This window comes from Actinomadura sp. SCN-SB (genome assembly GCF_043906805.1).
Classification (GTDB): domain Bacteria; phylum Actinomycetota; class Actinomycetes; order Streptosporangiales; family Streptosporangiaceae; genus Spirillospora.
This window is the reverse complement of the sequence record NZ_JBIMPP010000047.1, coordinates 37,865-62,045: the sequence shown is the minus strand read 5'-3', so window position 1 is coordinate 62,045 and position 24,181 is coordinate 37,865. Positions and strand designations below refer to the sequence as shown.

The window sequence follows — 24,181 nt, the reverse complement described above, 5'->3', positions numbered from 1 at the left end:
GAGCACGCCTGGCGCCGTCGGGCCGACCGCGTCCTGGCAGCGGGCATGGTGGTGGCAGCCACGCTCAACCGACCAGACCACCGACCGGCGCACCAATCCCTCAGGACGTTCCCGGCGCGCGCCGGCCGTCGATCCGGCAGTTTCAGCCGACCGGGGCCTGTCGGACGATCGCGAGTGTGCATCACGATCGTGAAATGCACCTGCCGGGTGAACTAGGCATGACCATTCCCCTACAACGAGCGACCCCGTAGAGGCATCCCACGAACCCCAGAGTCGGCCGGAGCCTCCATCGAGGAAGGGCAGGGCGCGCGGACATAGCCGACGATAGGATTTCATCGATCTCACATCGACTTTGCCAGAGGAAGCGGCCAAGGAGATGCGGAAGGCGGCAGAGCTCCAGGGCTGGCTGTAAGACCTGGTCCGGCCGAGCCGAGCCCCGCGACGACAGGATCCGCAGTGGAGAAGATCGTGCGGCTGGCGTGCCATGCGGATGGCGTCCGCTGAACTCGCTGAGACGATCATGCGGCTTTCCGAAGTCGCGCTACAGGACCTGCAGCGCCAGTCACGGAAGCTGACCGAGGACCCGTCCCTCGTACCGGAGGCCCTAAATCACCGGCTCCACACATGCAGGACGGGTTCGAGCGAGCCCTCGACGACTCGCCCGCCATAGTGAACGACCTCCGCCGCAAGATGGGCACCGGTGGCCATTCAGGCCCACGACGAAATGAGAATGGCGGAATGATCGCTGCGGCAGAGCCGGACCGTTGGGCGGCACCCAAGAGGTTCCTCGGGGCCGCCACCGCTCCGGCCGCGTTCGTTCTCGGTCTGCTGACGTTGGCGTTTTTCATGCTTGTCCTCCCCGGGGCGGTCATCTACACGGTCTTGTGGGGAGAGCGGGCCGTGGCCACCATCGAGGCATGCGAGCAGCGCGAGGTGCGCTACGACGCCACGTACCTGGACTGTCGTGGTAGCTGGCGCTTCGCCGACGGCACCCGGGGCTCTGGTCATGTGTCCGGGGTCGGCAGGGCCACTATCGGGCAGGAGGTCCCGGTGCGGGTAGGGCCGCTCGGCCCATACGCCGGCGGCCTGGACCGGTCGCGGCACGCGCTGATCCCCGGGGGGCTCCTGTGGACGGCGACCTTGTGCGTGGCGGGGATCGGCCTCCATTTTCTGATCCGGGCGCGGGCACGGGTACGGAAGGTGCTCGCCCAAGTCGGTGAAGGCCGCCGCCTCGTAGTAACGGGGCGGCGCAAGTCGCGGGACGAACGCGGCCGGACGCTGCTGAGGTTCCGCGCCTCCTCCCGTCCGCCGGGTGCCCTGGCCGCGGTCGAGGAACGACGGTTGGCGACCCGCCGTCCTTTCATCATCGCCCACGTCCCCTCGGGCGGGGTCGAGGTAGCGGACCGGAACGCAAATGGAACGCGCACCCCGGCATCTGGTGGCCCGAGGTGGCATCGGGTGTCACATGCTCCGGAGACGACAACAGCCGGTTTTCGCAGGTCAATGGCGGAAATCGGCTGATCATGAGAGGGTGCCCCCTGCAGGATTCGAACCTGCGCACACGGCTCCGGAGGCCGTTGCTCTATCCCCTGAGCTAAGGGGGCGGTTGCGTTCTAGCGCGGAAGGAAGGTTACCAGGGTTGGGGAGTGGGCGCGTACCTGGACGGTTCGCCGTGCGTTGCCGGGTGGAGTCGACTAACTTCGTGGCCGTGACCGAGCCACTGGGACGCGTGCTGGTCGTTGACGACGATGAGGTGATCCGGCAGCTGATCGCGGTGAACCTTCAGCTCGAGGGGTTCGAGGTGTCGACCGCGGTGGACGGTCAGGACTGCCTGGAGAAGGTGGTCGAGGTGCGTCCCGATGTGATCACGCTGGACGTGATGATGCCGCGGCTGGACGGGTGGGTGACGGCGATGCGGCTCAGGGAGGACGAGCTCACCCGGGACATCAAGGTCGTGATGATCACGGCCAGGGCGCAGGAGCACGACATCAGGCGCGGGCACGAGATCGGCGTGGACGCGTACGTGACCAAGCCGTTCGACCCCAACCAACTGATCCAGACGGTGCGGAAGCTGGCGGCGGCGTCCGCGTAGCTTGGCGGCGTGCTGTCTCGAATAGTGGTCGGCTAGTCTCACCAGGGTGACTCCGGGCGAGGTGGATGCCGCTCTTGGGCGGGCGGTGGAGCGTGCCGGGGGTTGTGCGGCGGACGTGGGGCTTCGCTGTGTGGGGCCTGGGGTTTACCGGAGTCCCGTGGCTTTGCGGGTCGGTGTTGATGCCGAGGTTGTTGCGAATTTTGTGAGAGACGTTGCCGGTGTTGGGGCTGTGGAGGTGGACGGCGGGTTTCTTCGGGTCGTGGTGGAGCGGCCGGAGGAATTGGCTTCCGATGTCGCCCGGGATCCTGCGTACGGGTGGGGGCGGGTCAAGGCGGTTGAGTGGGCCGATCGGCCGCGGACGTTCGAGAATCCCGGGTTCCGGGTGAGGTATGCGTACGCGCGGGCTGCCGCTGTGGGGAGGCGGGCCCGGGATCTGGGGGTGGAGGCGGGCCCGCCGGAGGGGTTGGACCGGCGGGAAGAGTTGGCGTTGCTGGCCTTGTTGGGGGAGATGCCGGGGTGGGTGCGCCAAGGGGAGCTGGGCGGGTTCCTCGTGCGCCTCGCCGACGGCTTCCATGACGTTTACGAGCGTTGCCCCGCGCTGCCGAAGGGCGGGGAGGAACCGGGTGCGTTGCACGCGGCGAGGGTCACCTTGGCGGAGGCCGCGCGCGTCGCCCTGGGTAACGGCCTGAAGATGATCGGTGACACCCCGAGAGAGCGGATATGAGCAGAGTTCACCCCGCCGGACCCCGGCATGCCGACGTCCTGCCCGAGGAGCACCCGATGCCGCCGGCGGACGATCTGAACGCGCTGGATCCGCAGATCTGGCCGCGCGGCGCCAAGCGCGAGGACGACGGTGTCGTGCGCATCGGCGGCGTGGACGTGCGGGACCTGGCCCGGCAGTACGGGACGCCCCTGTTCGTCTATGACGAGGAGGACGTGCGGTCGCGGGCGCGGGAGTACGTGGCGGCGTTCCATGACGGCGACGTGCACTACGCGGGAAAGGCGTTCCTGTGCACGGCCGTGGCCCGCTGGCTGCACGAGGAGGGCCTCGGCCTGGACGTGTGCAGCGGGGGAGAGCTGGCGGTCGCGCTGGCGGCGGGCTTTCCCGCGGAGCGCATCACCATGCACGGCAGCAACAAGTCGGTGGCGGAACTGGACCGTGCCCTTGAGGCCGGTGTCGGACGGATCGTGCTCGATTCGTTCCAGGAAATCGCCCGGCTCGGTTTTCTGGCGAAGGAAAAGGGTGTCAGGGCGAAGGTGATGGTACGCGTCACGACGGGTGTCGAGGCGCATACGCACGAGTTCATCGCGACCGCCCATGACGATCAGAAGTTCGGTTTCTCGAGGAGCAATGGGGACGCGCTCGAGGCCGTGCGGAGGGTGCTCGAACTCAAGCAGCTGGAATTGGTGGGGCTGCACTCCCATATCGGCTCGCAGATCTTCGACACCGACGGGTTCGAGGTGGCCGCGCACCGGCTCGCCGGGCTGCTGGTGGCGATCCGGGACGAGCACGGGATCGAGCTTCCCGAGCTGGACCTGGGCGGCGGCTACGGCATCGCCTACGTGCCGGGTGACGAACCCCACGATCCGAAGGACCTGGCGGACGGGCTGCGGTCCATCGTGGCCCACGAGTGCAAGGCGTACGGGCTGGCGATGCCCAGGCTGACCGTGGAGCCGGGACGCGCGATCATCGGGCCCGGCGGTGTGACGCTGTACGAGGTCGGCACGGTCAAGAACGTCGAGGGGCTGCGCACGTACGTGTCGGTCGACGGCGGGATGAGCGACAACCTGCGCACCGCCCTGTACGGCGCCGAGTACTCCTGCGTGCTGGCGAGCCGGGCGTCCCACGAGGACCCGATGCTCTCCAGGCTTGTCGGCAAGCACTGCGAAAGCGGGGATATCGTCGTGCGGGACCTGTGGTTGCCCGAAGATCTTACGGCGGGGGACCTGGTGGCGGTGGCCGCGACGGGTGCGTACTGTCGGTCGATGGCCAGCAACTACAACTTCGTTCCGAAGCCGGCGGTGGTGGCGGTGCGGAACGGGGAGTCGCGGGTGATCGTCCGCCGCGAGACCGACGAGGATCTGCTGCGGCTCGATGCGGAGGTTGGAGCGTGAAACCCGAGGGGAGCCCGCTGCGGGTGGCGCTGCTGGGATGCGGCGTCGTGGGCTCGGAGGTGGTGCGGCTGCTGCGTGAGCAGGCGGCCGACCTGAGCGCGCGCGTGGGCGTCCCGCTGGAGGTGGCGGGGATCGCGGTGCGCCGGCTGGACCGCGACCGGGCGGGCATCGACCCGGGGCTGCTGACGACCGACGCCCAGTCCCTGGTCACCCGGGACGACGTGGACCTGGTGGTCGAGGTGATCGGCGGGATCGAGCCGGCCAGGTCGCTGATGCTGGAGGCGATGAAGACCGGCAAGTCGGTGGTCACCGCCAACAAGGCGCTGCTGGCCGAGGACGGCGAGACGCTGTTCGCCGCGGCCCGCGAGTACGGCGCCGACCTGTACTACGAGGCGGCGGTGGCGGGCGCGATCCCGCTGCTGCGCCCGCTGCGCGAGTCGCTGGTGGGCGACCACGTGCACCGGGTGCTGGGCATCGTGAACGGCACCACCAACTACATCCTCGACCAGATGGACACCCACGGCGCCGGTTTCAACGAGGCGCTGGAGGAGGCGCAGGCGCTCGGGTACGCCGAGGCCGACCCCACCGCCGACGTGGAGGGCTTCGACGCGGCGGCCAAGGCGGCGATCCTGGCGCAGCTGGCCTTCCACACCCCCGTCACCGCCGCCGACGTCCACCGCGAGGGCATCACCGAGGTGACCGCCGCGGACGTGTCCGGCGCCAAGGAGATGGACAGCGTCGTCAAGCTGCTGGCCATCTGCGAGCGCGTCCCGGACGAGGACGGCCGCAACGGCGGGCGCGGGGTCTCGGTGCGCGTCTACCCGGCGATGATCCCCCGGTCGCATCCGCTGGCCAGCGTGCGCGGGGCGTTCAACGCGGTGTTCGTGGAGGCCGAGTCGGCGGGGTCCCTGATGTTCTACGGCGCCGGCGCGGGCGGTGCGCCCACCGCGTCCGCCGTCCTGGGCGACCTGGTCGCGGTGGCCCGCAACCGGGTGGCCGGTAGCCGTGGGCCGGTCGAGGTCACCTACGCCAAGCTTCCCGTCCTGCCGATGGGTGAGACGATCACGCGCTACTACGTCCAGCTCGACGTGGCGGACCGGTCCGGGGTGCTCGCGGCCGTGGCCGAGGAGTTCGCCCGGCAGGACGTGTCGATCCAGGCCGTCCGCCAGGAGGGCAGGGGGGACGAGGCGCAGCTGGTCGTGGTGACGCACCGGGCACCGGATGCCGCCCTGTCCGCCACCGTGGATCGCCTCCACAAGCTCGACATCGTGCGCGAGGTGGCCAGCGTAATGCGTGTAGAGGGCGACGAGTAGGCTCCCCGGAAGCCTAGAATCTGCGCGACATCGCAGGTCATCTGAGGAGAACGACGTGAACGCGACCGCCCGCGCCTGGCGCGGCCTCATCGAGGAGTATCGCGACCGCCTTCCGGTGACGGGAGCCACGCCCGTCGTCACCCTGCTGGAGGGCGGGACGCCGTTGCTGCCGGCGCCGCGGGTGTCGCAGCTGACGGGATGCGAGGTGTATCTCAAGGTCGAGGGCGCGAACCCGACCGGGTCGTTCAAGGACCGCGGCATGACGGTGGCGATCAGCAAGGCCGCCGAGGACGGCGCCAAGGCGGTGATCTGCGCGTCCACCGGCAACACCTCGGCCTCGGCCGCCGCCTACGCGGTACGGGCCGGGATGACCTGCGCGGTGCTGGTGCCACAGGGCAAGATCGCGATGGGCAAGCTGGCCCAGGCGCTGGTGCACGGCGCGCGGCTGCTCCAGGTGGACGGCAACTTCGACGACTGCCTCGAACTGGCCCGGAAGCTGTCGGTGGACTATCCGGTGGCGCTGGTCAACTCGGTGAACAAGTACCGGCTGCAGGGCCAGAAGACCGCCGCGTTCGAGATCGTGGACGCGCTCGGCGACGCCCCGGACGTGCACTGCCTCCCGGTCGGCAACGCCGGCAACATCTCCGCGTACTGGATGGGGTACGGGGAGTACGCCGCGGACGGGATCGCGTCCCGGCGCCCCCGGATGCTCGGCTTCCAGGCCAGCGGCGCGGCGCCGTTCGTGAAGGGCGAGCCCGTCCTGAAGCCGCAGACGATCGCCACCGCGATCCGCATCGGCAACCCCGCGTCCTGGGACCTGGCGATCGCGGCGCGGGACGAGTCGGGCGGCGCGATCGACTCGGTCACCGACCGGCAGATCCTGGCCGCGTACCGGCTGCTGGCCTCCGAGGAGGGCGTGTTCGTCGAGCCCGCGTCCGCCGCCGCCGTCGCGGGGATCCTCCAGGCCGCCGAACGCGGGGTCGTACAGCCCGGTTCCAGGGTCGTGTGCACCGTGACGGGCAACGGCCTCAAGGACCCGGACTGGGCCATCTCCGGCGCGCCCGCCCCCACTACCGTCAAGGTGGACGCGCACGCCGCCGCCTCCGCTCTCGGGCTGGCATGACCCACCAGTGGCCCATCGGCGCCCGCGTCGTCGTCGAGGCGCCGGCGACCAGCGCGAACCTGGGGCCGGGGTTCGACTCGCTCGGGCTGGCGCTCACGCTGTACGACGAGGTCGAGGTGGCGGTCACCGGCGGCGGCCTGACCATCGAGGTGGACGGGGAGGGCGCCGAGGTCGCCGACCGGGGCGAGCGGCACCTGATCGTGCGCGTGCTGCGGCGGTCCTTCGAGCTGGCCGACGCGCTGGCGGAGTCCGATCTAGGCCAGCCTCCCGGCCTGGCGCTGCGCTGCGTCAACCGGATCCCGCACAGCCGCGGGCTCGGCTCGTCCTCCGCCGCGATCGTCGCCGGCATCCTCGCGGCGCGGCACCTGCACCCCGCGGGGCGGGTGCTGGACGACCTGGTCGCGCTGCGGCTCGCCGCCGAGATCGAGGGGCATCCCGACAACGCCGCGCCCTGCCTGGCCGGCGGGCTCACCATCGCCTGGACGGGCGGGGACGGCCCGTCCTCGGTCCGGCTGGAACCCAAGCACGACCAGGTCGTCGCGTTCGTCCCGGAGCAGCGGCTGGCCACCGAACGGGCGCGGGGGCTGCTGCCGGAGACCGTCCCGCACGCCGACGCCGCCACCAACGCGGGACGGGCCGCGCTGCTGGTCGCCGCGCTCACCGAGGGGCTCGGGGACGAGATTCTCATGGCCGCGACGGAGGACCGGCTGCATCAGGACCACCGCGCCCCGGCCATGCCGGAGTCGGCGGAACTGCTCGCCCGGCTGCGCGCCGCCGGTGTCCCCGCGGTCATTTCCGGGGCAGGACCTACTGTCCTGGGCTTCACAAGCGCCGCGAGAGTTGATTCGATGGCGCCGAAAGTGGGTAATGGCTGGCACATACACCCGCTGAACGTCGCCCCCCGCGGCGCACGCGTTCGGCGTGACGGTTCCAGCGTCCGGCCTTGACCTTCGCAGACGATGCATGGGCGAGGACGGCCGCGGCGGCCCGCCCTGGTGGAATGATCCGGCTAGGTAAAATGCGAAGACATCGACCTCTGGGGAATAGCAGTGTGCCCTGGTGATGTTAGGCTGATTGCCGCACCAGATGCCCCGTTCGGGGCCCTGTGCTCGTCAGCCGCGCGTCGCCTGTCCGGCCCTTCGGTCGTGTCGGTCCCGCGTACTAGGCTTCCCGACACCGTGACATCCCGATGTCAGGCGTTCCTGCGAACCAACTTCGGAGGTAGCGGTACCGGGAACTCGCACGAGCGAAACGTCCCGACCACCATCTGGCTGTGCCCAGAAATCGCGGAGCGCGGTGACGCCGCGCGCCGCGGAGCCCGACTCGGCGCCCCCGCCGGGCCGCACTACCGGGTTGCCTGGCCGCTCGCCGGCCTACACCCGCTCCCTGGGAAGGACCCTTAGTGAGCGAATCCAGCGAACTGCTTACGGACGCATCCAGCACGGCACCAGCCGCACCGGAAGGCACGCAAGGCGCCGAGGGCGCGCAGCGCGCCACCCCCCGGCGCCGCCGGTCCGGCACCGGGCTGTCGGCCATGGTGCTGCCCGAGCTCAAGGCGCTCGCGTCCAGCCTCGGCATCACCGGCACCACTGGGATGCGCAAGAGCCAGCTCATCGCCGCCATCCAGGAGAAGCAGGGCGGCGACCAGGGCTCGGGCGGGGGCGAGCAGGGAGCCGCTGGCACCGTGGCGGCCGAGGCGCCGGCCACCCGCACCCGCCGTGGCCGCAACACCGCGGCCAAGCGGGCCGAGAACGAGGGGCAGGCGGCCCTCGCCGAGGCCCCGGCGCCGGCCCCCGCGGCCGAGCAGCCGGCGGACGAGGACAAGGGTGAGACCAAGGACGAGCCCAAGGCCGACGGCCGCGCCGCCGAGCGCCAGGAACGGCAGGACAAGCAGGCCGAGCGCCGTGGCGAGGGCCGGCAGGGCGGGGGCCGGGCCGAGGACGACGGCGGCGAGGGCCAGGGCGGACGCGAGGGCCGCGACGGTGGCCGCGAGGGCCGGCAGCGTTCCCGCCGCGAGCGGGGCGAGGGCCGCGACCAGGGCGGACGCCAGCGCGGCGGCCAGGGCTCCGGGGGCGGCGGCCAGTCCGACGACGAGGACGGCGGCGGCCGGGGGCGGCGCGGGCGCCGGTTCCGCGAGCGCAACCGCGGCCGTGGCGGGCGCGACCGCTACGAGGAGCCGGTGATCACCGAGGATGACGTCCTGATCCCCGTCGCGGGCATCCTCGACATCCTCGACAACTACGCGTTCGTGCGCACCACCGGCTACCTGCCGGGTCCCAACGACGTGTACGTCTCGCTGGCGCAGGTCCGCAAGAACGGGCTGCGCAAGGGCGACGTCATCACCGGCGCCGTCCGGCAGGCCCGCGAGGGCGAGCGGCGGGAGAAGTTCAACGCGCTGGTCCGGCTCGACACCGTGAACGGGATGGAGCCCGACCAGGCCAAGAGCCGCGTCGACTTCACCAAGCTGACCCCGCTGTACCCGCAGGAGCGGCTGCGCCTGGAGTCGGACCCGGGGATCCTCACCACGCGGATCATCGACCTGGTGTCGCCGATCGGCAAGGGCCAGCGCGGCCTGATCGTCTCGCCGCCCAAGGCCGGCAAGACGATGGTGCTGCAGGCGATCGCCAACGCGATCACCAAGAACAACCCCGAGTGCCACCTCATGGTCGTCCTCGTCGACGAGCGTCCCGAGGAGGTCACCGACATGCAGCGGACGGTGAAGGGCGAGGTGATCCACTCGACCTTCGACCGTCCCGCCGAGGACCACACCACGGTGGCGGAGCTGGCGATCGAACGTGCCAAGCGCCTGGTGGAGCTGGGCCACGACGTCGTCGTCCTGCTGGACTCGATCACCCGTCTGGGCCGCGCCTACAACCTGGCCGCGCCCGCCTCGGGCCGCATCCTGTCCGGTGGTGTGGACTCGACCGCCCTCTACCCGCCCAAGCGGTTCTTCGGCGCGGCCCGCAACATCGAGAACGGCGGCTCGCTGACGATCCTGGCCACCGCCCTGGTGGAGACCGGGTCCCGCATGGACGAGGTCATCTTCGAGGAGTTCAAGGGCACCGGCAACATGGAGCTCAAGCTCAACCGGAGCCTGGCCGACAAGCGCATCTTCCCGGCGGTGGACGTGGACCAGTCCAGCACCCGCAAGGAGGAGATCCTGATGGCCCCCGAGGAGCTCCGCGTCGTCTGGCAGCTCCGCCGCGTCCTGCACGCCCTGGAGACCCAGCAGGCCCTGGAACTCCTCATCGAGAAGATGAAGGAGACCAAGTCCAACGCCGAGTTCCTGCTCCAGGTCCAGAAGACCACCGTCTCCGACGACCGCTGAGCAAGCGAACCACCCCGGCCCGCGCCACCCCGGCGCGGGCCGTTTCGCGCTCTCACCCCCATCACCCGCCGCAGGCACCGCCAATAACAGCGGCTAAACCACCTCAGCCCCCTCACCCCAGCCCCGAACGGCGCCCAGGCGTTGCGATCGCGTCCGAAGGCAGATTCGAGCGGAGCGAGAATCTGATCGCGTAGCGAGCCCCCTAGGGCGAGTCGGAGCGATGCAGCGATCGCACGCAAGCACGACAAGCGACGAGCCGCCAAGGCGAGGAGCGCAGCTCGCGCCTGCCAATAGGCACAGCCGCACCCATCTCAGCCCCTCACCCCAGCCCCGAACGGTCGCCCAGGCGTTGCGATCGCGTCCGAAGGCAGGTCCGAGCGTGCGAGGACCTGATCGCGTAGCGAGCCCCCTAGGGCGAGTCGGAGCGATGCAGCGATCGCACGCAAGCACGACAAGCGACGAGCCGTCAAGGCGAGGAGCGCAGCTCGTGCTTGCCAATAAGCAAGACACTCTGGTTTTCCCTACCCCAGGGAGGCGGTGGGCACCATGGCCGTTGGGGGGCGGTGTCGGCGAGGCTGGTTGCGTACGGTGGACCTGGCACGGAGGAGCGATGAGCGAGATGAGCGGCAGCGCCACGGCGGCCATGCGCACGCGGACGGTGGTGAAGGGGACCTGGAATCCGGTGGCGTTGGCGCGTTCGTCGGTGACGTGGCGTTCGGCGCTTTACCTGGGTGCGAGCATGTTCGTCGGGCTGGCCTGGTTCGTGTCCTTGGTCGTGGGCTTGTCGGTGTCGGCGGCCACGGTGGTGATCTGGGTGGGGATCCCGGGCCTGGCGCTGATGATGGTCTACTGGCGGTTCGCGGCGGTGCTGGAGCGGGCCATGGCGTGGGCGGCGTTCGGTGTGCGGATTCCCAGTCCGTACCGGCCGTTGCCGCCGGGGCGTAATCCGCTGACGAAGCTGAAGACGATGGCGGGTGACCCGGCCACGTGGAAGGACCTGCTGTATCTCGCCCTGCGGTTCCCGTTGGGCGTGGTGGAGTTCGTCGTGATGGTGGCGGTCTGGAGCGCGGCGGGGATGTTCCTGGCGCTGCCGCTGATCGCCGCGACCGAGGGCGGCGTCGAGGTGAGCCTCGGCGTGGTGTCGTTCTGGGCGGACAACGCGCTCGGGGCGCTGCCGGGCACGCTGGTCGGGGTGCTGCTGGGGATCCTGGGGATGTACGTGACGCGGGGCATGGCCGCGGGGCACATGCTGCTCACCCAGTTCCTGCTCGGCCCGTCCCGTACGCAGGCGGAGAACCTGCGGTTGCGGGAGCGGACCGCGCGTCTGCGGGCCAGCCGGGCGCGCGGGGTGGACGCGGCGGAGTTCGAGCGCCGCAGGATCGAGCGTGACCTGCATGACGGGGCCCAGCAGCGGCTGCTGGCGGTGGCGATGGACATCGGGCGTGCCCGCGCCAAGCTGGACGAGGATCCGGAGGGCGCCCGCGCGCTGATCGAGCAGGCGCATTCGGGCACCAAGGAGGCGATCTCCGAGCTGCGTGATCTGGCCCGGGGCATCTACCCGGCGATCCTGACCGACCGCGGCCTGGACCCGGCGTTGTCGGGGCTGGCGGGGCGGGCGCCGGTGCCGGTGGAGGTGCAGGTGGATCTGCCGGAGCGTCCGCCCGCCGCGGTGGAGAGCATCGCGTACTTCATCGTGGCGGAGGCGCTGGCGAACATCGCGAAGTACGCCCGCGCGACCCGGGCCGGCGTGCGCGTCCACCGCGAGGGCTCCTGGGTGATCGTCGAGGTGACCGACGACGGGGTCGGCGGTGCCGTCGCGCGCCCCGGGGGCGGGCTGGCGGGCCTGGCGGACCGTGCGGCGACCATCGACGGTCTGCTCACCGTGGACAGCCCGGCCGGCGGGCCGACGGTGATCCGGGCGGACCTGCCCTGCACCTGGTAGCGGCCGGGGCTCGGTCGTCCGGTGGACAGGCGGTCCCGGGACACCGGGATAATGGGGCGCATGCGGGTCGTGATCGCCGAGGATTCGGTGTTGCTGCGGGAAGGGCTGGTGCGGCTGCTGGCCGACGCCGGGATCGAGACCGTGGCGACGGTGGGTGACGGCCCCGGCCTGCGGGCCATCGTGGAGGAGCACCGTCCCGACCTGGCGATCGTGGACGTGCGGATGCCGCCGTCCTTCACCGACGAGGGCCTGCGGGCGGCCCTGGCGGTGCGGGAGCGGCTGCCGGAGATGCCGATCCTGGTGCTGTCCCAGTACGTGGAGGAGCGGTACGCCACCGACCTGATCCTCGGCGGCGCCAAGGGCGTCGGGTACCTGCTGAAGGAGCGGGTGGCCGAGGTGGGGGAGTTCATCGACGCGGTGCGGCGGATCGCCGCCGGCGGCACGGTGATCGACCCGGAGGTGATCAGCCAGTTGCTGGGCCGGCGGCGTACCGGAGACCCGCTGGAGTCGCTCACGCCGCGCGAGCACGAGGTGCTGGGGCTGATGGCCCAGGGCCGGTCCAACAGCGCGATCGCGAAGGATCTGGTGGTCACCGAGGGCGCCGTGGAGAAGCACATCTCCAACATCTTCATGAAGCTGGATCTGCAGCCCGCGCAGGGCGGCCACCGCCGCGTCATGGCCGTCCTCGCCTACCTGGGCCGTGCGGGTACATGAGGGCCGGTGCGTGCCGGGAATGACCGGTGACCTCGGCACGTTGGGTTATCTGGCACACTAAGAGGGCTGACCGCTGCGGTACCGGTTCACGCGTCCCCCGTTCTCCCGCGCATCCCGCGCGAGGCCGGGACGCGCCCGGCGACCGCCACAAGCGAGGAGAACCCGTGAAGCCTGAGATCCACCCGAACTACGTCGTCACCACTGTGACGTGCACGTGCGGCAACACCTTCGAGACCCGTAGCACCGCCGAGAACGGCGTCATCCACGCCGACGTGTGCTCGAACTGCCACCCGTTCTACACGGGCAAGCAGAAGATCCTGGACACCGGCGGCCGCGTGGCGCGCTTCGAGCAGCGCTTCGGCAAGAAGGCCCGCGGCAGGGGCAAGTAGGCTTTCGGGCGCCCGGCCCGGGGAGGCACCGCGTGTGCGGCCCCGGGCCGTTGGAACGCTGTCATCCCGTGGGTTCGCGTCCGCGGGCCGCGCGGCCGGTGCGGGCAATCCGGCCAGAGACAAGGCACACCGTGAATCTCGACGATCTGATCAGCGAATACGCCGACATCGAGGGCCGGCTCGCGGATCCGTCCGTGCACGCCGACCAGGCGCTGGCGCGCCGTCTCGGCAAGCGCTACGCCGAGCTGCGCCCGATCGTCGAGGCGGGGCGGGAGCTGGCCGCCGTCGACGACGACCTGGCGGCGGCGCGCGAGCTGGCCGGTGAGGACGAGGCGTTCGCCGCCGAGGCCACCGAGCTGGAGAAGCGCCGCGAGGAGCTGGCCGAGCGGGTGCGGCGGCTGCTGGTGCCGCGCGACCCCAACGACTCCAAGGACGTCATCCTGGAGATCAAGGCGGGGGAGGGCGGCGAGGAGTCGGCGCTGTTCGCCGGTGATCTGCTGCGCATGTACCTGCGGTACGCGGAGCGGGTCGGTTGGAAGACCGAGATCCTCGACTCGCACCCGTCCGACCTGGGCGGCTACAAGGACGTGACGGTCGCGGTGAAGTCCAGGGGCTCGGCCGAGGAGGGCGTGTGGACCCGCCTGAAGTACGAGGGCGGCGTGCACCGCGTCCAGCGTGTGCCGGTGACCGAGTCGCAGGGGCGGATCCACACCAGCGCGGCGGGGGTCCTGGTGACCCCTGAGGCGGAGGAGGTCGACGTCCAGATCGACCCGAACGACCTGCGCATCGACGTGTACCGGTCGTCCGGCCCCGGCGGGCAGAGCGTCAACACCACCGACTCGGCGGTGCGGATCACGCATGTGCCGACGGGGGTCGTGGTCTCCTGCCAGAACGAGAAGAGCCAGCTCCAGAACAAGGAGCAGGCGCTGCGCATCCTGCGGTCCCGGCTGCTGGCGATGGCGCAGGAGGAGGCCGACGCGGCGGCGGCGGCCGAGCGCAAGAGCCAGGTCCGGACGGTCGACCGGTCGGAGCGGGTGCGCACCTACAACTACCCGGAGAACCGGATCTCCGACCACCGGGTCGGCTACAAGGCGTACAACCTCGACCAGGTGCTGGACGGGGATCTGCACAACGTCACGCAGGCGCTGGTGGACGCGGACATGGAGGCCCGGCTGGCGGCCGCGCAGAAGTCCGAAGGGGACGGATCGGGGACGCGCCGGTCGTCATGAACCTGCTGCTCGACGAGGTCGCCAGGGCCACGGCGCGGCTCGCCGACGCGGGCGTGGCGTCGCCGCGCGCGGACGCCGAGGAGCTGGCGGCGGTGGTGCACAAGGTGAACCGGTCGGAGCTGCACAAGGTGCCGGACGCCGCGTTCGACGCCCTGTTCTGGGAGTACGTGGCCCGCCGCGAGGCGGGGGAGCCGTTGCAGCACATCACGGGACGCGCGTACTTCCGCTACCTGGAGCTGAAGGTCGGCCCCGGGGTGTTCGTCCCCCGCCCGGAGACCGAGGTGATGGTCGGCTGGGCGCTGGACACCCTGCGCGAGATGGACGTGCAGGACCCGCTGGTGGTGGATCTCGGCACGGGCTCGGCGGCGATCGCGCTGTCGATCGCCCTTGAGGCCCCGCGCGCCCGGGTCCACGCGGTCGAGAAGGACCCGACCGCCTTCGTCCACGCGACCCGCAACGTCGAGGAGCTGGACGAACGGGGCCGGGTGCGGCTGCATCTCGGGGATTTCGCCACCGCGCTGGCCGAGCTGGACGGCACCGTCGACCTGGTGATCAGCAACCCGCCGTACATCCCGATGAGCGAGTGGGAGTACGTGCCGCGCGACGTCCGCGACCACGATCCCGCGGACGCCCTGTGGGGCGGCGGTGACGACGGCCTGGACGCGATCCGTACCGTGGAACGGACAGCCCGCCGCCTGCTGCGGCCCGGCGGGTCCGTGGCGGTCGAGCACAGCGACCTTCAGGGCAACGCGGTCTACTGGGTCTTCGCCGAGGAGAACGGCTGGCGCGACGTCCGCAACCGCCGGGATCTGACCAACCGGGACCGGTTCGTCACCGCCCGTCTGGGGACGCCGTGACGTGCCGGGGCCCTGGCGGGCGTGGCTATCCTGGGCCGTGCCCCCGCCGTCACGGCCGGTGGCATCCGCATCCAGTCCTTGAGGGAACGGGCGAACGTGAGCCGAGTTTATGACTGCTCCGAGCCGTTGGAGCGCACCCGCGGGATCGCCGAGGCGGTCTCGGCCGCGCGCCGCGGCGAGCTGATCGTGCTGCCGACCGACACGGTGTACGGGGTCGGCGCCGACGCGTTCACGCCGCCCGCCGTGTCGGCCCTGCTGGACGCCAAGGGACGGGGCAGGGAGATGCCCCCGCCGGTGCTGGTGGGGTCCGTGCGGGCCGCCACGGCGCTCGTGGAGGACCTGGGGACGTACGGTCAGGACCTGATCGACGAGTTCTGGCCCGGGGCGCTGACGCTGGTGTGCCGCGCCAACCAGAACCTGCTGTGGGATCTGGGCGAGACCAAGGGCACGGTCGCGGTGCGGATGCCGATGCACGAGCTGGCGGTCGAGCTGCTCAAGGAGACCGGTCCGCTGGCCGTGAGCAGCGCGAACCTGACCGGCCGTCCCCCGGCCCGCACGGTGGGGGACGCGGAGAAGATGCTCGGCGACGCGGTGTCGGTGTACCTGGACGGTGGCCCGTCGGGGCATGCCGAGCCGTCCACGATCGTGGATCTGACCGGTTCGGTGCCGCGGCTGCTGCGGGCCGGCGCGGTGTCCGAGGACAAGATCCGTTCCGTGGTGGGCGTGCTGCTGACCGACGAGGACGAGCGGGACGACCAGGACGACGGCCAGGACGGCGCCAAGGCCGCCGAGGACGCGGTTCCTGCCCCCAGGGCCGCCACCGAGAAGGACGGCGGAAAAGACGACGAGAAGGGTGCGGAGGACGAAGCGAAGCCGTCCCTGGTAAAGGACGAGCCGGGCCCGTCGCTTACCAAGGAAGACTGATTTCCCTCCGGTTTTCCGCGCCTTTTCCGTACGGAATCAGTTCGCCGTCTCAGCGCTTTTCTCCTCCTGGAGGGCGTCCAGCAGGGCGCGCATGTCCGTGAGAGCGGCCCGTGCGTGCTCGGCCACGTCCGCGAGGGCTTTCTGGGCGTCGGTCTCGGCGGAGGCCATGCCGTCCTCGGCGGCGCGGACGAGCCGGGCGGTGTGCTTGAGGACGGTGGCGCGCAGCCCCATCGCGATGCGGTGCCGTTCGGCGACGACGGCCTCGCCGGTCCTGGCCGCCATGGTTTCCAGCGCGTCGGTCTCCCATTGCACGCGGCGTGCCGCGATGGCGCGTCCCCAGGCCCAGAAGGGCAGTAGCACCAGCACCGCGAACACCCACGCGATCACGCCCAGAATGATCATTTCGAGTGGGCCCGTGGGATGGTCGAGGGCGGCCGCCGCGGCGAACGCGACGCCGCCGGGCACTCCGGCGGCGAACGGGGCGGGCCAGGTCGGCACGTCCCGCCGCGCGTGGCAGCCGACCGAGGAGACCGCGACCATCGTGGCGGCGCAGCCGAAGAAGAGCAGCGTCAGCATCGTCTCCGACCCCGCCAGGCCGGCGAGCACGGCCCACACGCAGTCGATCACGGCCAGGGACGCGAGGACGGTGTAGGGGGCGCGCCTGCGCCACCACAGCGGCAGCGCCCGCCCGATGACCGCGGCCATGGCGAGGGCCGCCGCGGAGGCCGGCCAGCCGCGCAGGAACGGGTCGGGCGGCGCGAACGCGACCACGGCCGGAAGCGCGACGCAGAACCCGATCGTGGCGCCGTCGAGGACCTCCGGCCATCCCGGTCCGCGCCGCGCGGACGGCGAGTGGGGCAGGACGGCCCGGACCACCCATCCGCCGGTGTCCTCGTCGGGCCCGGCGGTGAGGGTGCCGCCGAGGGAGCCGGCGCGTTCCCGCATGCCCGCGATGCCGCGTCCGCCGCCCATGGCCGGGACGGGGATCTCCTCGGGCGGCTCGCCGTTGCGGACCACCACCTCCACGTTCTCCGATCCGTGCCGGACATCGATGGAGACGGCCGCGCCCTGGGCGTAGCGCATCGCGTTCGTCAGCGCCTCCTGGACGATCCGGTACGCGGCGTTGGCCACCTGGGGTCGCAGCCGCCGCGTTCCCTCGACAGAGAGCGATACGGGGACGCCCAGGCGTGTCAGGCCCTGGCAGAGGGGAGGCAGCAGGGTGTCCAGCCGCCCGTCCGCGGGTTCGGGGCCGCCGACGACGTCCACGAGGCGGCTGAGCGCCTTGAGGACGTCCCGTCCGGTGTCGGCGGCGGAGGTGAGCGCGCGGCCGGTCAGGTCGGGGTCGTCGATGCGGGACGCGGCGGTGGTGTGGACGACGACGGCGCTGAGGTGGTGCCCCGCCACGTCGTGCAGGTCGCGGGCGAGCCGCTCGCGTTCGGCGCCGGCGGCGTCCCGCCGTTCGCGCTCCTCGGCGGCCAGGCGCGCGGCCAGGTCGCGGCGCCGGGCCTTGTGCTGCCGCCGGAGCTGGCCCAGCGCGGTGATCGCGACGTAGGCGGCGGCGTCCAGGATCCCGTTGGTCAGCAGCGCCGCCGTGCCCTCGCGCACCGGCGCGAACGCGACCGACATCACGGCGTAGGCGGCGATACAGCCGATCATGGCCTGGCGGCGGCCGCGGTGCACCGCCAGGGAGAACAGCGCGACGCCGTCGGCGACGCCGCCCGCGACGGCCTCGGTGGTGTCGACCGCGATGATCCCGGCCGCGCCCAGGACGAGGGTCGTGGCGAGCACGGGCGCCGGTGCGACGCGGCGCCAGATCAGCGCGGCGTTGCAGCCGAGGATGGCGGCCACGGCGATCATCCACCGGCCGCGTTCCAGGGGCTGGTTCATTCCGGCGGTCAGCAGCCAGGTGCCGATGATCTGGGCGAACGCGAGCAGCGCCGGCACGGCGAAGTCGCCGATGCCGAGGCGGTGATCGTCCGTCACCGCGCAGAGCCCCCGCAGTCGCATGATCCAAGACTCTAGGCCGGGCAGGCGAACCCGTCATACCGGCAATGTGAGGGTTTCCCCGTGACGTCGGGGAGGTCTCGGGGCGCTTTCCTGCGCGGCGCTTGTCCGAAGGGTGGAACCATGCCTGACGTGGGTGCAAGTCTCCGGGGGGCGGCGGCCGCAGTGGGCGCCACGGCGGTGCTGGCCGCCGTTGCCGCCGCGCCCGCGCGGGCGGCGCCCGTGGGGGAAGAGAGGGGGCCGGAGCCCGTCGAGAGCATCCCCGCCTACGACGTCGTCCTGGCGATCGACGAGGACGCGGCGCTGCACGTACGGGAGACGATCACCTACGACTTCGACCAGGGCGGCGAGCACGGCATCGCCCGGCGGGTGCCGTACCGGCGCGGGAACCGGCTCTTCGAGATCCGCGACGTGCGGGCCAGCTCGTCCACCGGGGCGCCGGCGCGGGCCCGCACCCTGCGGCTGTTCAACCACGTCAGGATCACCGTCGGCGAGCGCGGACGCCGCGTCACCGGGCGCCAGGCGTACGTGATCGAGTACGCCGTCGACGGGGCGCTGACCCCGCGCCGCGACGGCGATGAGCTGGTCTGGGACGCGGTCGGGACCGGCTGGGGCGTGCCGATCGGCGAGGCGGCCGTGCGCTTGGAGGCGCCGGTCCCGCGGCCCAGCGCGTCCTGCACCGCGGGGGCTCCGGGGGTGCGCGTCGCCGGGACCGCCTGCCTGCACTACCGGGATGGCCCGTACGCGATCGAGTTCACCCAGCGCGGGCTGCGTCCCGGCGAGGGCATGGTGATCAGGGTCCGGCTGCCCAAGGGGGCGGTGCGGGTGCCGCCGCCCCGGTACGCGCCGCCCCGCTGGCGGTCCACCTGGGCGGGCACCGTCGCCCTGGCCGTCGTGTTCGGCTCTGTGGGGCTGGTGGCGTGGCGGTGCGGGCGTGGCCGCCCGCTGCCGCGATCCCGGACGGGGAACGCGCTCGTCACCTGCGGGGCGCTGGTGGCGCTGGCCGACTTCGCCGAGGACGTGGTGCCCGGCGGCCCGTGGGCGTTCTCGCTGGGCGACCCGGCCCTCGCCGGCCTCGCCACCATGGTCGCCGGGGCGGGGTTCGGGTATGCCCGGAGAGCGCGGCGGGGGGAAGACGGGGCATATGTTCCGGTGGGCGACTACAGTTGATCGGCACGGCCCCAGGTGTGTGAACACCATGCGCGCGGTGTTCGTCCAACCGGGTGTTCGGCCCGCTCGACGTTCCGGCGCGTACCGGCGCATACCGGCTCGTTACGGCGAGTTCCGGCCTGAAGCCCGTGACCGGCGTGAGGCCGACGTGAGAGCGATGTGAGGAGGCGTGCGGCGTGCGGGAGTACCTGCTGGCCATCCTGATCGCCGCCCTCGTCACCTACCTGCTGACCCCGGCAGTCCGCCGGTTCGCGGTGTGGTTCGGCGCCCAGGCCCCGGTCCGCGACCGCGACGTGCACGTGATCCCGACGCCCAGGCTCGGCGGCCTGGCGATGTTCGGCGGGATGGTGGCCGCGCTGGTGGTCGCCACGGGTCTGCCGGAGATGCGCAAGGTCCTGTCGGACGGCGACTCCAGTGTGGGCCGGGCCCTGCTGCTGTCGGGCGGGCTGATCGTGCTGGTCGGTATCTTCGACGACCGGTGGGGCGTGGACGCCCTGACCAAGTTCGCCGGGCAGGTCGCCGCCGCCGGGATCTTCATCATGCAGGGGATCCAGCTGTACTACATCCCGCTGCCCACCGGGGAGCCGCTGGTGCTGCCCCCGGAGTACGGGGTGCCGCTGACCGTCTTCGTCGTGGTCGCCACCATCAACGCGGTGAACTTCATCGACGGCCTGGACGGGCTGGCCGCGGGCGTCGTCGGGATCGCGGCGATGGCCCTGTTCTCCTACGCCTACCTGCTGTCGTACACCAACAAGTTCACGACGCTCACCGGCGCCACCCTGACCGCCGCCGTGCTGGCGGGGATCTGCGTGGGCTTCCTGCCGCACAACTTCAACCCGGCCAGGGTCTTCATGGGCGACACCGGCTCGATGCTGATCGGGCTGATGCTCAGCGCCTCGACCATCACGCTGACCGGGCAGTTCGACCCGGCCATCCTGGGCACCTACAAGCTGTTCCCCTTCTACGTGCCGCTGCTGCTCGTCCCGGCCGTGGCGGCGGTGCCGTTCATGGACATGCTGCTGGCGGTGTGGCGCCGCACCAACCAGGGCCGCTCCCCGTTCGCGCCGGACAAGCAGCACCTGCACCACCGGCTGCTGGAGCTGGGCCACTCGGTCCGCCGGGCCGTGCTGATCATGTACTTCTGGGTGGGGCTGCTCGCCTCCAGCCTGGTCGGCCTGTCGTTCACCAACTCGGTGGCGCTGGTGGCCTCCGTGACCGGGACGGTGGCGGTGGCGGGGGCGGCCGCGATGATCGCGGTGCCGCGGTTGGCGGCGCGCCGCGAGCAGGCCAGGGCCGCCGCGGGGGCCGCCGAGCCGGCCCGCTCCGGGCAGCCGGTCTGAGCAGGGACGCGTCCTGCTTTCGGCGGTGCCGCGCGGGCCGATGCCACCGGCTCTTTCTCCGTCCCGATAGCGTGGGCTACAGTCCGTGGTGTTCATGCACCTCGCGCATGCGCGAACCCCTACTTTGGGGGTAATTGCGGACGTTCTGGACGCTTGTGATACCTTTCACGAGCAAGGGACGAACACGAAACGTGACCAGCCGGAGCCTTTCATGCACTCTTCCGACGCCCGGATCCTCCGCGGCGCCGCGATCCCGTCCGGTGTGGCCGGACTCGCCGCCGTGGCGGCGGGCCTGGCGCTGGCGGGATCCGAGGGAGCGCTGGGCGCGGCGATCGGCGCGGTCATCGTGATGGCCTTCTTCTCGATCAGCGTGCTCGCGGTCAGCTACGCGTCCAAGATCTCCGCGCAGCTGATGTTCGTGGCCGCGGTCGTCAGCTATATCACCAAGATCTTCGGAATGTTCGCGCTGGTGATCGCCTTCGAGGGGGTCACCGCCTGGGATCCGAAAGCCTTCGCCTGGTCGGTGATCGCGCTGACCCTGGTCTGGATCGGCGCGGAGATCCGCGCCACCGCCAAGGCCAAGACGCTCTACGTCGATCCGGAGCCGAGCGCCGGGCAGGGCCCATGACGGTCTTCCCAGCCGAGGCGCGGACTGACTACTCCAATATGACCATCTGGGGGGTGGCCTGCTATGGTCCGTCCTGCGATGAGCGAGGAGGGGCACCCGCCCGATCCGGAGTCCGACAGCGACTTCGAGCAGCGGAGCTTCGCCAACGCCGCCTGGTCCATCCCCAGTTACATCCTGAGCGGGATGGCCGTCTACGGCGGTCTCGGCTGGCTGCTGGACAAGTGGTGGGGCACCTCGGCGATGCTCCCCATCGGGATCCTGGTGGGCCTCGGTCTCGCGCTCTACCTGATCTACCTCCGCTACGGCCGCTGACCGCGTCCCGGCAGCGGCCCCGGCGGCGGTAGGACGGGCCACCGCCGTCCAGGACTGCAGCCGCGGCCTCCGGGCACGCACCTGACGACCGACGTACGCACGTTCATTGACGAAGGGACTGCCGCGTGAGTGCGCGACACCTCCTCGCCGCCCAGGGCGAAGAGTTCCACGCCCCTGGCACCGAGATCTTCGAATGGGGCCCCCTCTGGGACGGCGCCCCCTCCTGGGTCACCAAGCCGACCCTCATCGTCACGCTGTCGGTCATCATCGTGGTCGGCTTCTTCTGGGCGGCGTCCCGCAGGCCCCAGCTGGTGCCGCGCGGCGTGCAGAACGTCGGCGAGATCGGCTACCTGTTCGTCCGGGACCAGATCGCCCGCCCGATGATCGGCAAGGACGGCGACAAGTGGGTGCCGTTCCTGGTCTCCACGTTCTTCTTCGTGCTCATCATGAACTGGATGGGCGTCGTCCCCGTCCTGCAGCTCCCCGGTCCCTCGCACATCGCCTTCGCCGTCGTGCTGGCGATCTTCGTCTATCTGCTGATGTGGGGGCTGAGCATCAGGAGCCAGGGCCTGGTCGGCTGGTTCAGGAACATGATGTTCCCGCCCGGCCTGCCCAAGGCGCTCTACGTGCTGTACGCGCCGATCGAGCTGCTGTCGGTGCTCGTCCTGCGCCCGTTCACCCACTCGGTCCGGCTCTTCGCCAACATGTTCGCCGGCCACCTGCTGATCGCCTTCTTCGCCTCGGTCGCCTGGTGGTTCCTGGCCGAGAAGGTGACGCTCTTCGGCGCCCCCGTCGGCCTGGTCGGCTTCCTCATGACGATCGTCATGACCGGCTTCGAGATCTTCATCCAGGCACTGCAGGCGTTCATCTTCGCGCTGCTGGCCGCCTCCTACATCGGCGGCGCGCTGCACCCCGACCACTGACCCACAGACCCGATCACCCACAGGAAAGCTCCGGTGGGCAGCCCCCACCGCCGAACACAGAAGGAAAGAGAAATGGGCACTCTCGCTGAAGTCACCGGCGACCTCGGTTCCGTCGCGTACGGTCTGGCCGCCATCGGCCCCGGTATCGGCGTGGGCATCATCTTCGGGCAGGGCGTGCAGGCCATCGCCCGCCAGCCGGAGCTCACCAACGTCATCCGCACCAACATGCTGCTGGGGTTCGCGCTGACCGAGGCGCTGGCCCTCATCGGCTTCGTCGTGCCGTTCGTGCACAGCTGACCCTCCTGCAGACGCCGACAGGAAGGCGGAAACCCTCATGGTGAAGCTGCTGACCGCCGCGGTGGTGGTGGCTCAGGAGGAGGGCGGCCACGGCAGCAACCCCGTCCTCCCGGACGTGGCCGAGCTGGTGTTCGGCACGATCGCGTTCGTGATCGTGCTGGTCGCCGTCGGCTGGAAGTTCGCACCCCAGATCCAGAAGACGCTCGCCGAGCGGACCGAGGCGATCGAGGGCGGGCTCAAGCGCGCCGAGGCGGCCCAGGCGGAGGCCCAGGCCGAGCTCGAGAAGTACAAGGCGATGGTGGCCGACGCGCGGCACGAGGCGTCCCGCCTGCGGGAGGAGGCCCGCGAGCAGGGCGCGCAGATCATCGCCGAGATGCGCGAGCAGGCCCAGGCCGAGGCCCGCAGGATCACCGAGTCCGCGCAGGCGCAGATCGAGGCCGAGCGGCAGGCCGCGCTGGCCTCGCTGCGCAGCGAGATCGGGGCGCTGTCGATCGAGCTGGCCGGCCGCGTCGTGGGCGAGTCCCTTGAGGACAGCGCACGGCAGAGCCGCGTGGTCGACCGGTTCCTCGACGAGCTGGAGGAGCGCGCCCGCACCCAGGAGCAGGTCACGTCATGACCATCACGGGAGCGGTGAGCAGGGCGTCGCTGGCCGAGGCCAGGGAACGGCTGGAGGCGCTGATCGGTGCGGCCTCCGGGAACGGGACCGACCTGGCGGTGCTCGGCGGTGACCTGTTCGCGGTGCTCAACCTGATCGACCGCGAGCACGGGCTGCGGCGGGCGGTGTCGGACCCGTCGCGGGACGGCGCGGACAAGGCGCAGCTCGTCCAGATCCTGCTGGAAGGCAAGATCTCGCCGGCCGCTCTCGAGCTGGTCGCCGACGTGGTGCGGCTGCGCTGGTCCACGCCCTCGGAGCTGTCGGACGGTGTGGAGGCCCTCGCGGTCACCGCCGAGGCCGCCCGCGCCGAGGCCGACGGCGCGCTCGACGACCTGGAGGACGAGCTGTTCCGGTTCTCCCGGGTCCTGGAACGCGAGCCGCGGCTGCGCGCCGCCCTCACCTCGCCCGGCCTGCCCGCGGACCGCAAGCAGGGCCTGCTGGAGGCCCTGCTGACCGGCAAGGCGGGCCCCGCCACCATCACGCTGATCACCGAGCTGGTGCTGCGTCCGCGGGGACGTAGCCTGGAAGGCGGGCTCGCCGAGTACGGCAGGCTCGTCGCCCAGCGCAGGCGGCGCCTGGTGGCGCTGGTGCGGACGCCGACGGAGCTGAGCGAGGACCAGCGCCGCCGGCTGGCGGCGGTGCTGGCGGCTGCCTACGGCCACGACGTACACCTGAACATCGAGCTCGACCCCACGACGATCGGCGGGCTGTCCATCCAGATCGGGGACGAGGTCATCGACGGCACCATCGCCGGGCGGCTGGACGACGTCCGACGGCGGCTCGCAACTTAGCCGCCGGGCAGCAGACCCAGTCGGCACGGCGGAGC

23 protein-coding genes and 1 tRNA gene are annotated in these 24,181 nt (G+C 71.4%); 22 read left to right on the top strand and 2 right to left on the bottom strand.

From position 1 onward, the window contains the following. Positions 1 to 624: 624 nt before the first annotated feature. On the top strand, positions 625 to 1,521 hold the full coding sequence (locus ACGWYJ_RS26490; protein ID WP_395109029.1) for a hypothetical protein: 897 nt from the start codon (positions 625 to 627) through the stop codon (positions 1,519 to 1,521). Positions 1,522 to 1,532: 11 nt separating this feature from the next. On the opposite strand, the gene ACGWYJ_RS26485 is transcribed toward ACGWYJ_RS26490, so the two are convergent. After that, positions 1,533 to 1,604: transfer RNA gene (locus tag ACGWYJ_RS26485), tRNA-Arg, on the bottom strand. 125 nt (positions 1,605 to 1,729) lie between these two features. On the opposite strand from ACGWYJ_RS26485, the gene ACGWYJ_RS26480 reads away from it, so the two are divergent. The 13 genes from ACGWYJ_RS26480 (at position 1,730) to ACGWYJ_RS26420 (ending at position 16,026) form a co-directional block, all read left to right on the top strand. After that, complete coding sequence (locus tag ACGWYJ_RS26480; protein WP_285695690.1) at positions 1,730 to 2,092, top strand: response regulator transcription factor; 363 nt, start codon at positions 1,730 to 1,732, stop codon at positions 2,090 to 2,092. Positions 2,093 to 2,249: 157 nt separating this feature from the next. Beyond that, entirely contained in the window at positions 2,250 to 2,816 is a 567-nt protein-coding gene (locus ACGWYJ_RS26475; RefSeq protein ID WP_395109028.1) for a DALR anticodon-binding domain-containing protein, read from the top strand. Next, on the top strand, positions 2,813 to 4,207 hold the full coding sequence (gene lysA / locus ACGWYJ_RS26470) for a diaminopimelate decarboxylase (protein ID WP_395109027.1): 1,395 nt from the start codon (positions 2,813 to 2,815) through the stop codon (positions 4,205 to 4,207). The genes ACGWYJ_RS26475 and lysA overlap by 4 nt, the downstream gene beginning before the upstream one ends. Before the next feature lie 23 nt (positions 4,208 to 4,230). Beyond that, positions 4,231 to 5,520, top strand: coding sequence for a homoserine dehydrogenase (locus ACGWYJ_RS26465; protein ID WP_395109030.1), 1,290 nt, complete (start codon positions 4,231 to 4,233; stop codon positions 5,518 to 5,520). 55 nt (positions 5,521 to 5,575) lie between these two features. Continuing rightward, positions 5,576 to 6,643 (top strand): threonine synthase, encoded by a 1,068-nt coding sequence (thrC, locus tag ACGWYJ_RS26460; protein WP_395109026.1) that lies wholly within the window; start codon positions 5,576 to 5,578, stop codon positions 6,641 to 6,643. Next, entirely contained in the window at positions 6,640 to 7,590 is a 951-nt protein-coding gene (thrB, locus tag ACGWYJ_RS26455) for a homoserine kinase (RefSeq protein WP_395109025.1), read from the top strand. Before thrC ends, thrB begins: the two co-directional genes overlap by 4 nt. 455 nt (positions 7,591 to 8,045) lie before the next feature. Then, positions 8,046 to 9,971, top strand: coding sequence for a transcription termination factor Rho (rho, locus tag ACGWYJ_RS26450; RefSeq protein ID WP_395109024.1), 1,926 nt, complete (start codon positions 8,046 to 8,048; stop codon positions 9,969 to 9,971). Positions 9,972 to 10,581: 610 nt separating this feature from the next. Beyond that, the gene (locus ACGWYJ_RS26445; RefSeq protein ID WP_395109023.1) at positions 10,582 to 11,913 is read left to right on the top strand and encodes a sensor histidine kinase; all 1,332 of its coding nucleotides are present in this window, start codon (positions 10,582 to 10,584) and stop codon (positions 11,911 to 11,913) included. A gap of 60 nt (positions 11,914 to 11,973) precedes the next feature. Continuing rightward, positions 11,974 to 12,627: a response regulator gene (locus tag ACGWYJ_RS26440; protein WP_395109022.1), complete on the top strand. Its 654-nt coding sequence runs from the start codon at positions 11,974 to 11,976 to the stop codon at positions 12,625 to 12,627. A 164-nt stretch (positions 12,628 to 12,791) separates the two neighbouring features. Next, positions 12,792 to 13,016: a 50S ribosomal protein L31 gene (gene rpmE, locus ACGWYJ_RS26435; protein WP_285695434.1), complete on the top strand. Its 225-nt coding sequence runs from the start codon at positions 12,792 to 12,794 to the stop codon at positions 13,014 to 13,016. Positions 13,017 to 13,147: 131 nt separating this feature from the next. Next, positions 13,148 to 14,245: a peptide chain release factor 1 gene (prfA, locus tag ACGWYJ_RS26430; RefSeq protein ID WP_395109021.1), complete on the top strand. Its 1,098-nt coding sequence runs from the start codon at positions 13,148 to 13,150 to the stop codon at positions 14,243 to 14,245. Further along, entirely contained in the window at positions 14,242 to 15,102 is an 861-nt protein-coding gene (prmC, locus tag ACGWYJ_RS26425; protein WP_395109020.1) for a peptide chain release factor N(5)-glutamine methyltransferase, read from the top strand. Before prfA ends, prmC begins: the two co-directional genes overlap by 4 nt. A 96-nt stretch (positions 15,103 to 15,198) precedes the next feature. Next, positions 15,199 to 16,026, top strand: a complete 828-nt coding sequence (locus ACGWYJ_RS26420) for an L-threonylcarbamoyladenylate synthase (RefSeq protein WP_395109019.1) — start codon at positions 15,199 to 15,201, stop codon at positions 16,024 to 16,026. A 36-nt stretch (positions 16,027 to 16,062) separates the two neighbouring features. Here ACGWYJ_RS26420 and ACGWYJ_RS26415 read toward each other — a convergent pair whose 3' ends face one another. Beyond that, on the bottom strand, positions 16,063 to 18,033 hold the full coding sequence (locus ACGWYJ_RS26415; RefSeq protein WP_395109018.1) for a histidine kinase: 1,971 nt from the start codon (positions 18,031 to 18,033) through the stop codon (positions 16,063 to 16,065). Positions 18,034 to 18,162: 129 nt separating this feature from the next. Here ACGWYJ_RS26415 and ACGWYJ_RS26410 point away from each other — a divergent pair, with 129 nt between their 5' ends. The 8 genes from ACGWYJ_RS26410 (at position 18,163) to ACGWYJ_RS26375 (ending at position 24,146) form a co-directional block, all read left to right on the top strand. Continuing rightward, positions 18,163 to 19,200, top strand: coding sequence for a DUF2207 domain-containing protein (locus ACGWYJ_RS26410; protein WP_395109017.1), 1,038 nt, complete (start codon positions 18,163 to 18,165; stop codon positions 19,198 to 19,200). A gap of 176 nt (positions 19,201 to 19,376) precedes the next feature. Then, the gene (locus ACGWYJ_RS26405; RefSeq protein ID WP_395109016.1) at positions 19,377 to 20,540 is read left to right on the top strand and encodes an MraY family glycosyltransferase; all 1,164 of its coding nucleotides are present in this window, start codon (positions 19,377 to 19,379) and stop codon (positions 20,538 to 20,540) included. Between the two features lie 211 nt (positions 20,541 to 20,751). After that, positions 20,752 to 21,168, top strand: coding sequence for a hypothetical protein (locus ACGWYJ_RS26400; RefSeq protein ID WP_395109015.1), 417 nt, complete (start codon positions 20,752 to 20,754; stop codon positions 21,166 to 21,168). A 78-nt stretch (positions 21,169 to 21,246) separates the two neighbouring features. Next, positions 21,247 to 21,480 (top strand): AtpZ/AtpI family protein, encoded by a 234-nt coding sequence (locus ACGWYJ_RS26395; RefSeq protein WP_395109014.1) that lies wholly within the window; start codon positions 21,247 to 21,249, stop codon positions 21,478 to 21,480. Positions 21,481 to 21,605: 125 nt separating this feature from the next. Beyond that, a complete protein-coding gene (gene atpB / locus ACGWYJ_RS26390) occupies positions 21,606 to 22,403 on the top strand; it encodes a F0F1 ATP synthase subunit A (RefSeq protein ID WP_395109013.1) in 798 nt (265 codons plus the stop codon). Between the two features lie 72 nt (positions 22,404 to 22,475). Then, positions 22,476 to 22,700: an ATP synthase F0 subunit C gene (gene atpE / locus ACGWYJ_RS26385; RefSeq protein WP_285695447.1), complete on the top strand. Its 225-nt coding sequence runs from the start codon at positions 22,476 to 22,478 to the stop codon at positions 22,698 to 22,700. A gap of 37 nt (positions 22,701 to 22,737) precedes the next feature. Then, positions 22,738 to 23,316, top strand: coding sequence for a F0F1 ATP synthase subunit B (locus ACGWYJ_RS26380; protein WP_285695448.1), 579 nt, complete (start codon positions 22,738 to 22,740; stop codon positions 23,314 to 23,316). Further along, on the top strand, positions 23,313 to 24,146 hold the full coding sequence (locus tag ACGWYJ_RS26375; RefSeq protein WP_395109012.1) for a F0F1 ATP synthase subunit delta: 834 nt from the start codon (positions 23,313 to 23,315) through the stop codon (positions 24,144 to 24,146). The genes ACGWYJ_RS26380 and ACGWYJ_RS26375 overlap by 4 nt, the downstream gene beginning before the upstream one ends. Positions 24,147 to 24,181: the final 35 nt, after the last annotated feature.

Coding starts and splice junctions, on each gene's coding strand:
- ACGWYJ_RS26490 (WP_395109029.1), top strand. CDS start 625: ATGCAGGACGGGTTCGAGCGAGCCCTCGACGACTCGCCCGCCATAGTG.
- lysA (WP_395109027.1), top strand. CDS start 2,813: ATGAGCAGAGTTCACCCCGCCGGACCCCGGCATGCCGACGTCCTGCCC.
- thrB (WP_395109025.1), top strand. CDS start 6,640: ATGACCCACCAGTGGCCCATCGGCGCCCGCGTCGTCGTCGAGGCGCCG.
- ACGWYJ_RS26445 (WP_395109023.1), top strand. CDS start 10,582: ATGAGCGAGATGAGCGGCAGCGCCACGGCGGCCATGCGCACGCGGACG.
- ACGWYJ_RS26440 (WP_395109022.1), top strand. CDS start 11,974: ATGCGGGTCGTGATCGCCGAGGATTCGGTGTTGCTGCGGGAAGGGCTG.
- prmC (WP_395109020.1), top strand. CDS start 14,242: ATGAACCTGCTGCTCGACGAGGTCGCCAGGGCCACGGCGCGGCTCGCC.
- ACGWYJ_RS26415 (WP_395109018.1), bottom strand. CDS start 18,033: ATGCGACTGCGGGGGCTCTGCGCGGTGACGGACGATCACCGCCTCGGC.
- ACGWYJ_RS26400 (WP_395109015.1), top strand. CDS start 20,752: ATGCACTCTTCCGACGCCCGGATCCTCCGCGGCGCCGCGATCCCGTCC.
- ACGWYJ_RS26395 (WP_395109014.1), top strand. CDS start 21,247: ATGAGCGAGGAGGGGCACCCGCCCGATCCGGAGTCCGACAGCGACTTC.
- atpE (WP_285695447.1), top strand. CDS start 22,476: ATGGGCACTCTCGCTGAAGTCACCGGCGACCTCGGTTCCGTCGCGTAC.
- ACGWYJ_RS26380 (WP_285695448.1), top strand. CDS start 22,738: ATGGTGAAGCTGCTGACCGCCGCGGTGGTGGTGGCTCAGGAGGAGGGC.
- ACGWYJ_RS26375 (WP_395109012.1), top strand. CDS start 23,313: ATGACCATCACGGGAGCGGTGAGCAGGGCGTCGCTGGCCGAGGCCAGG.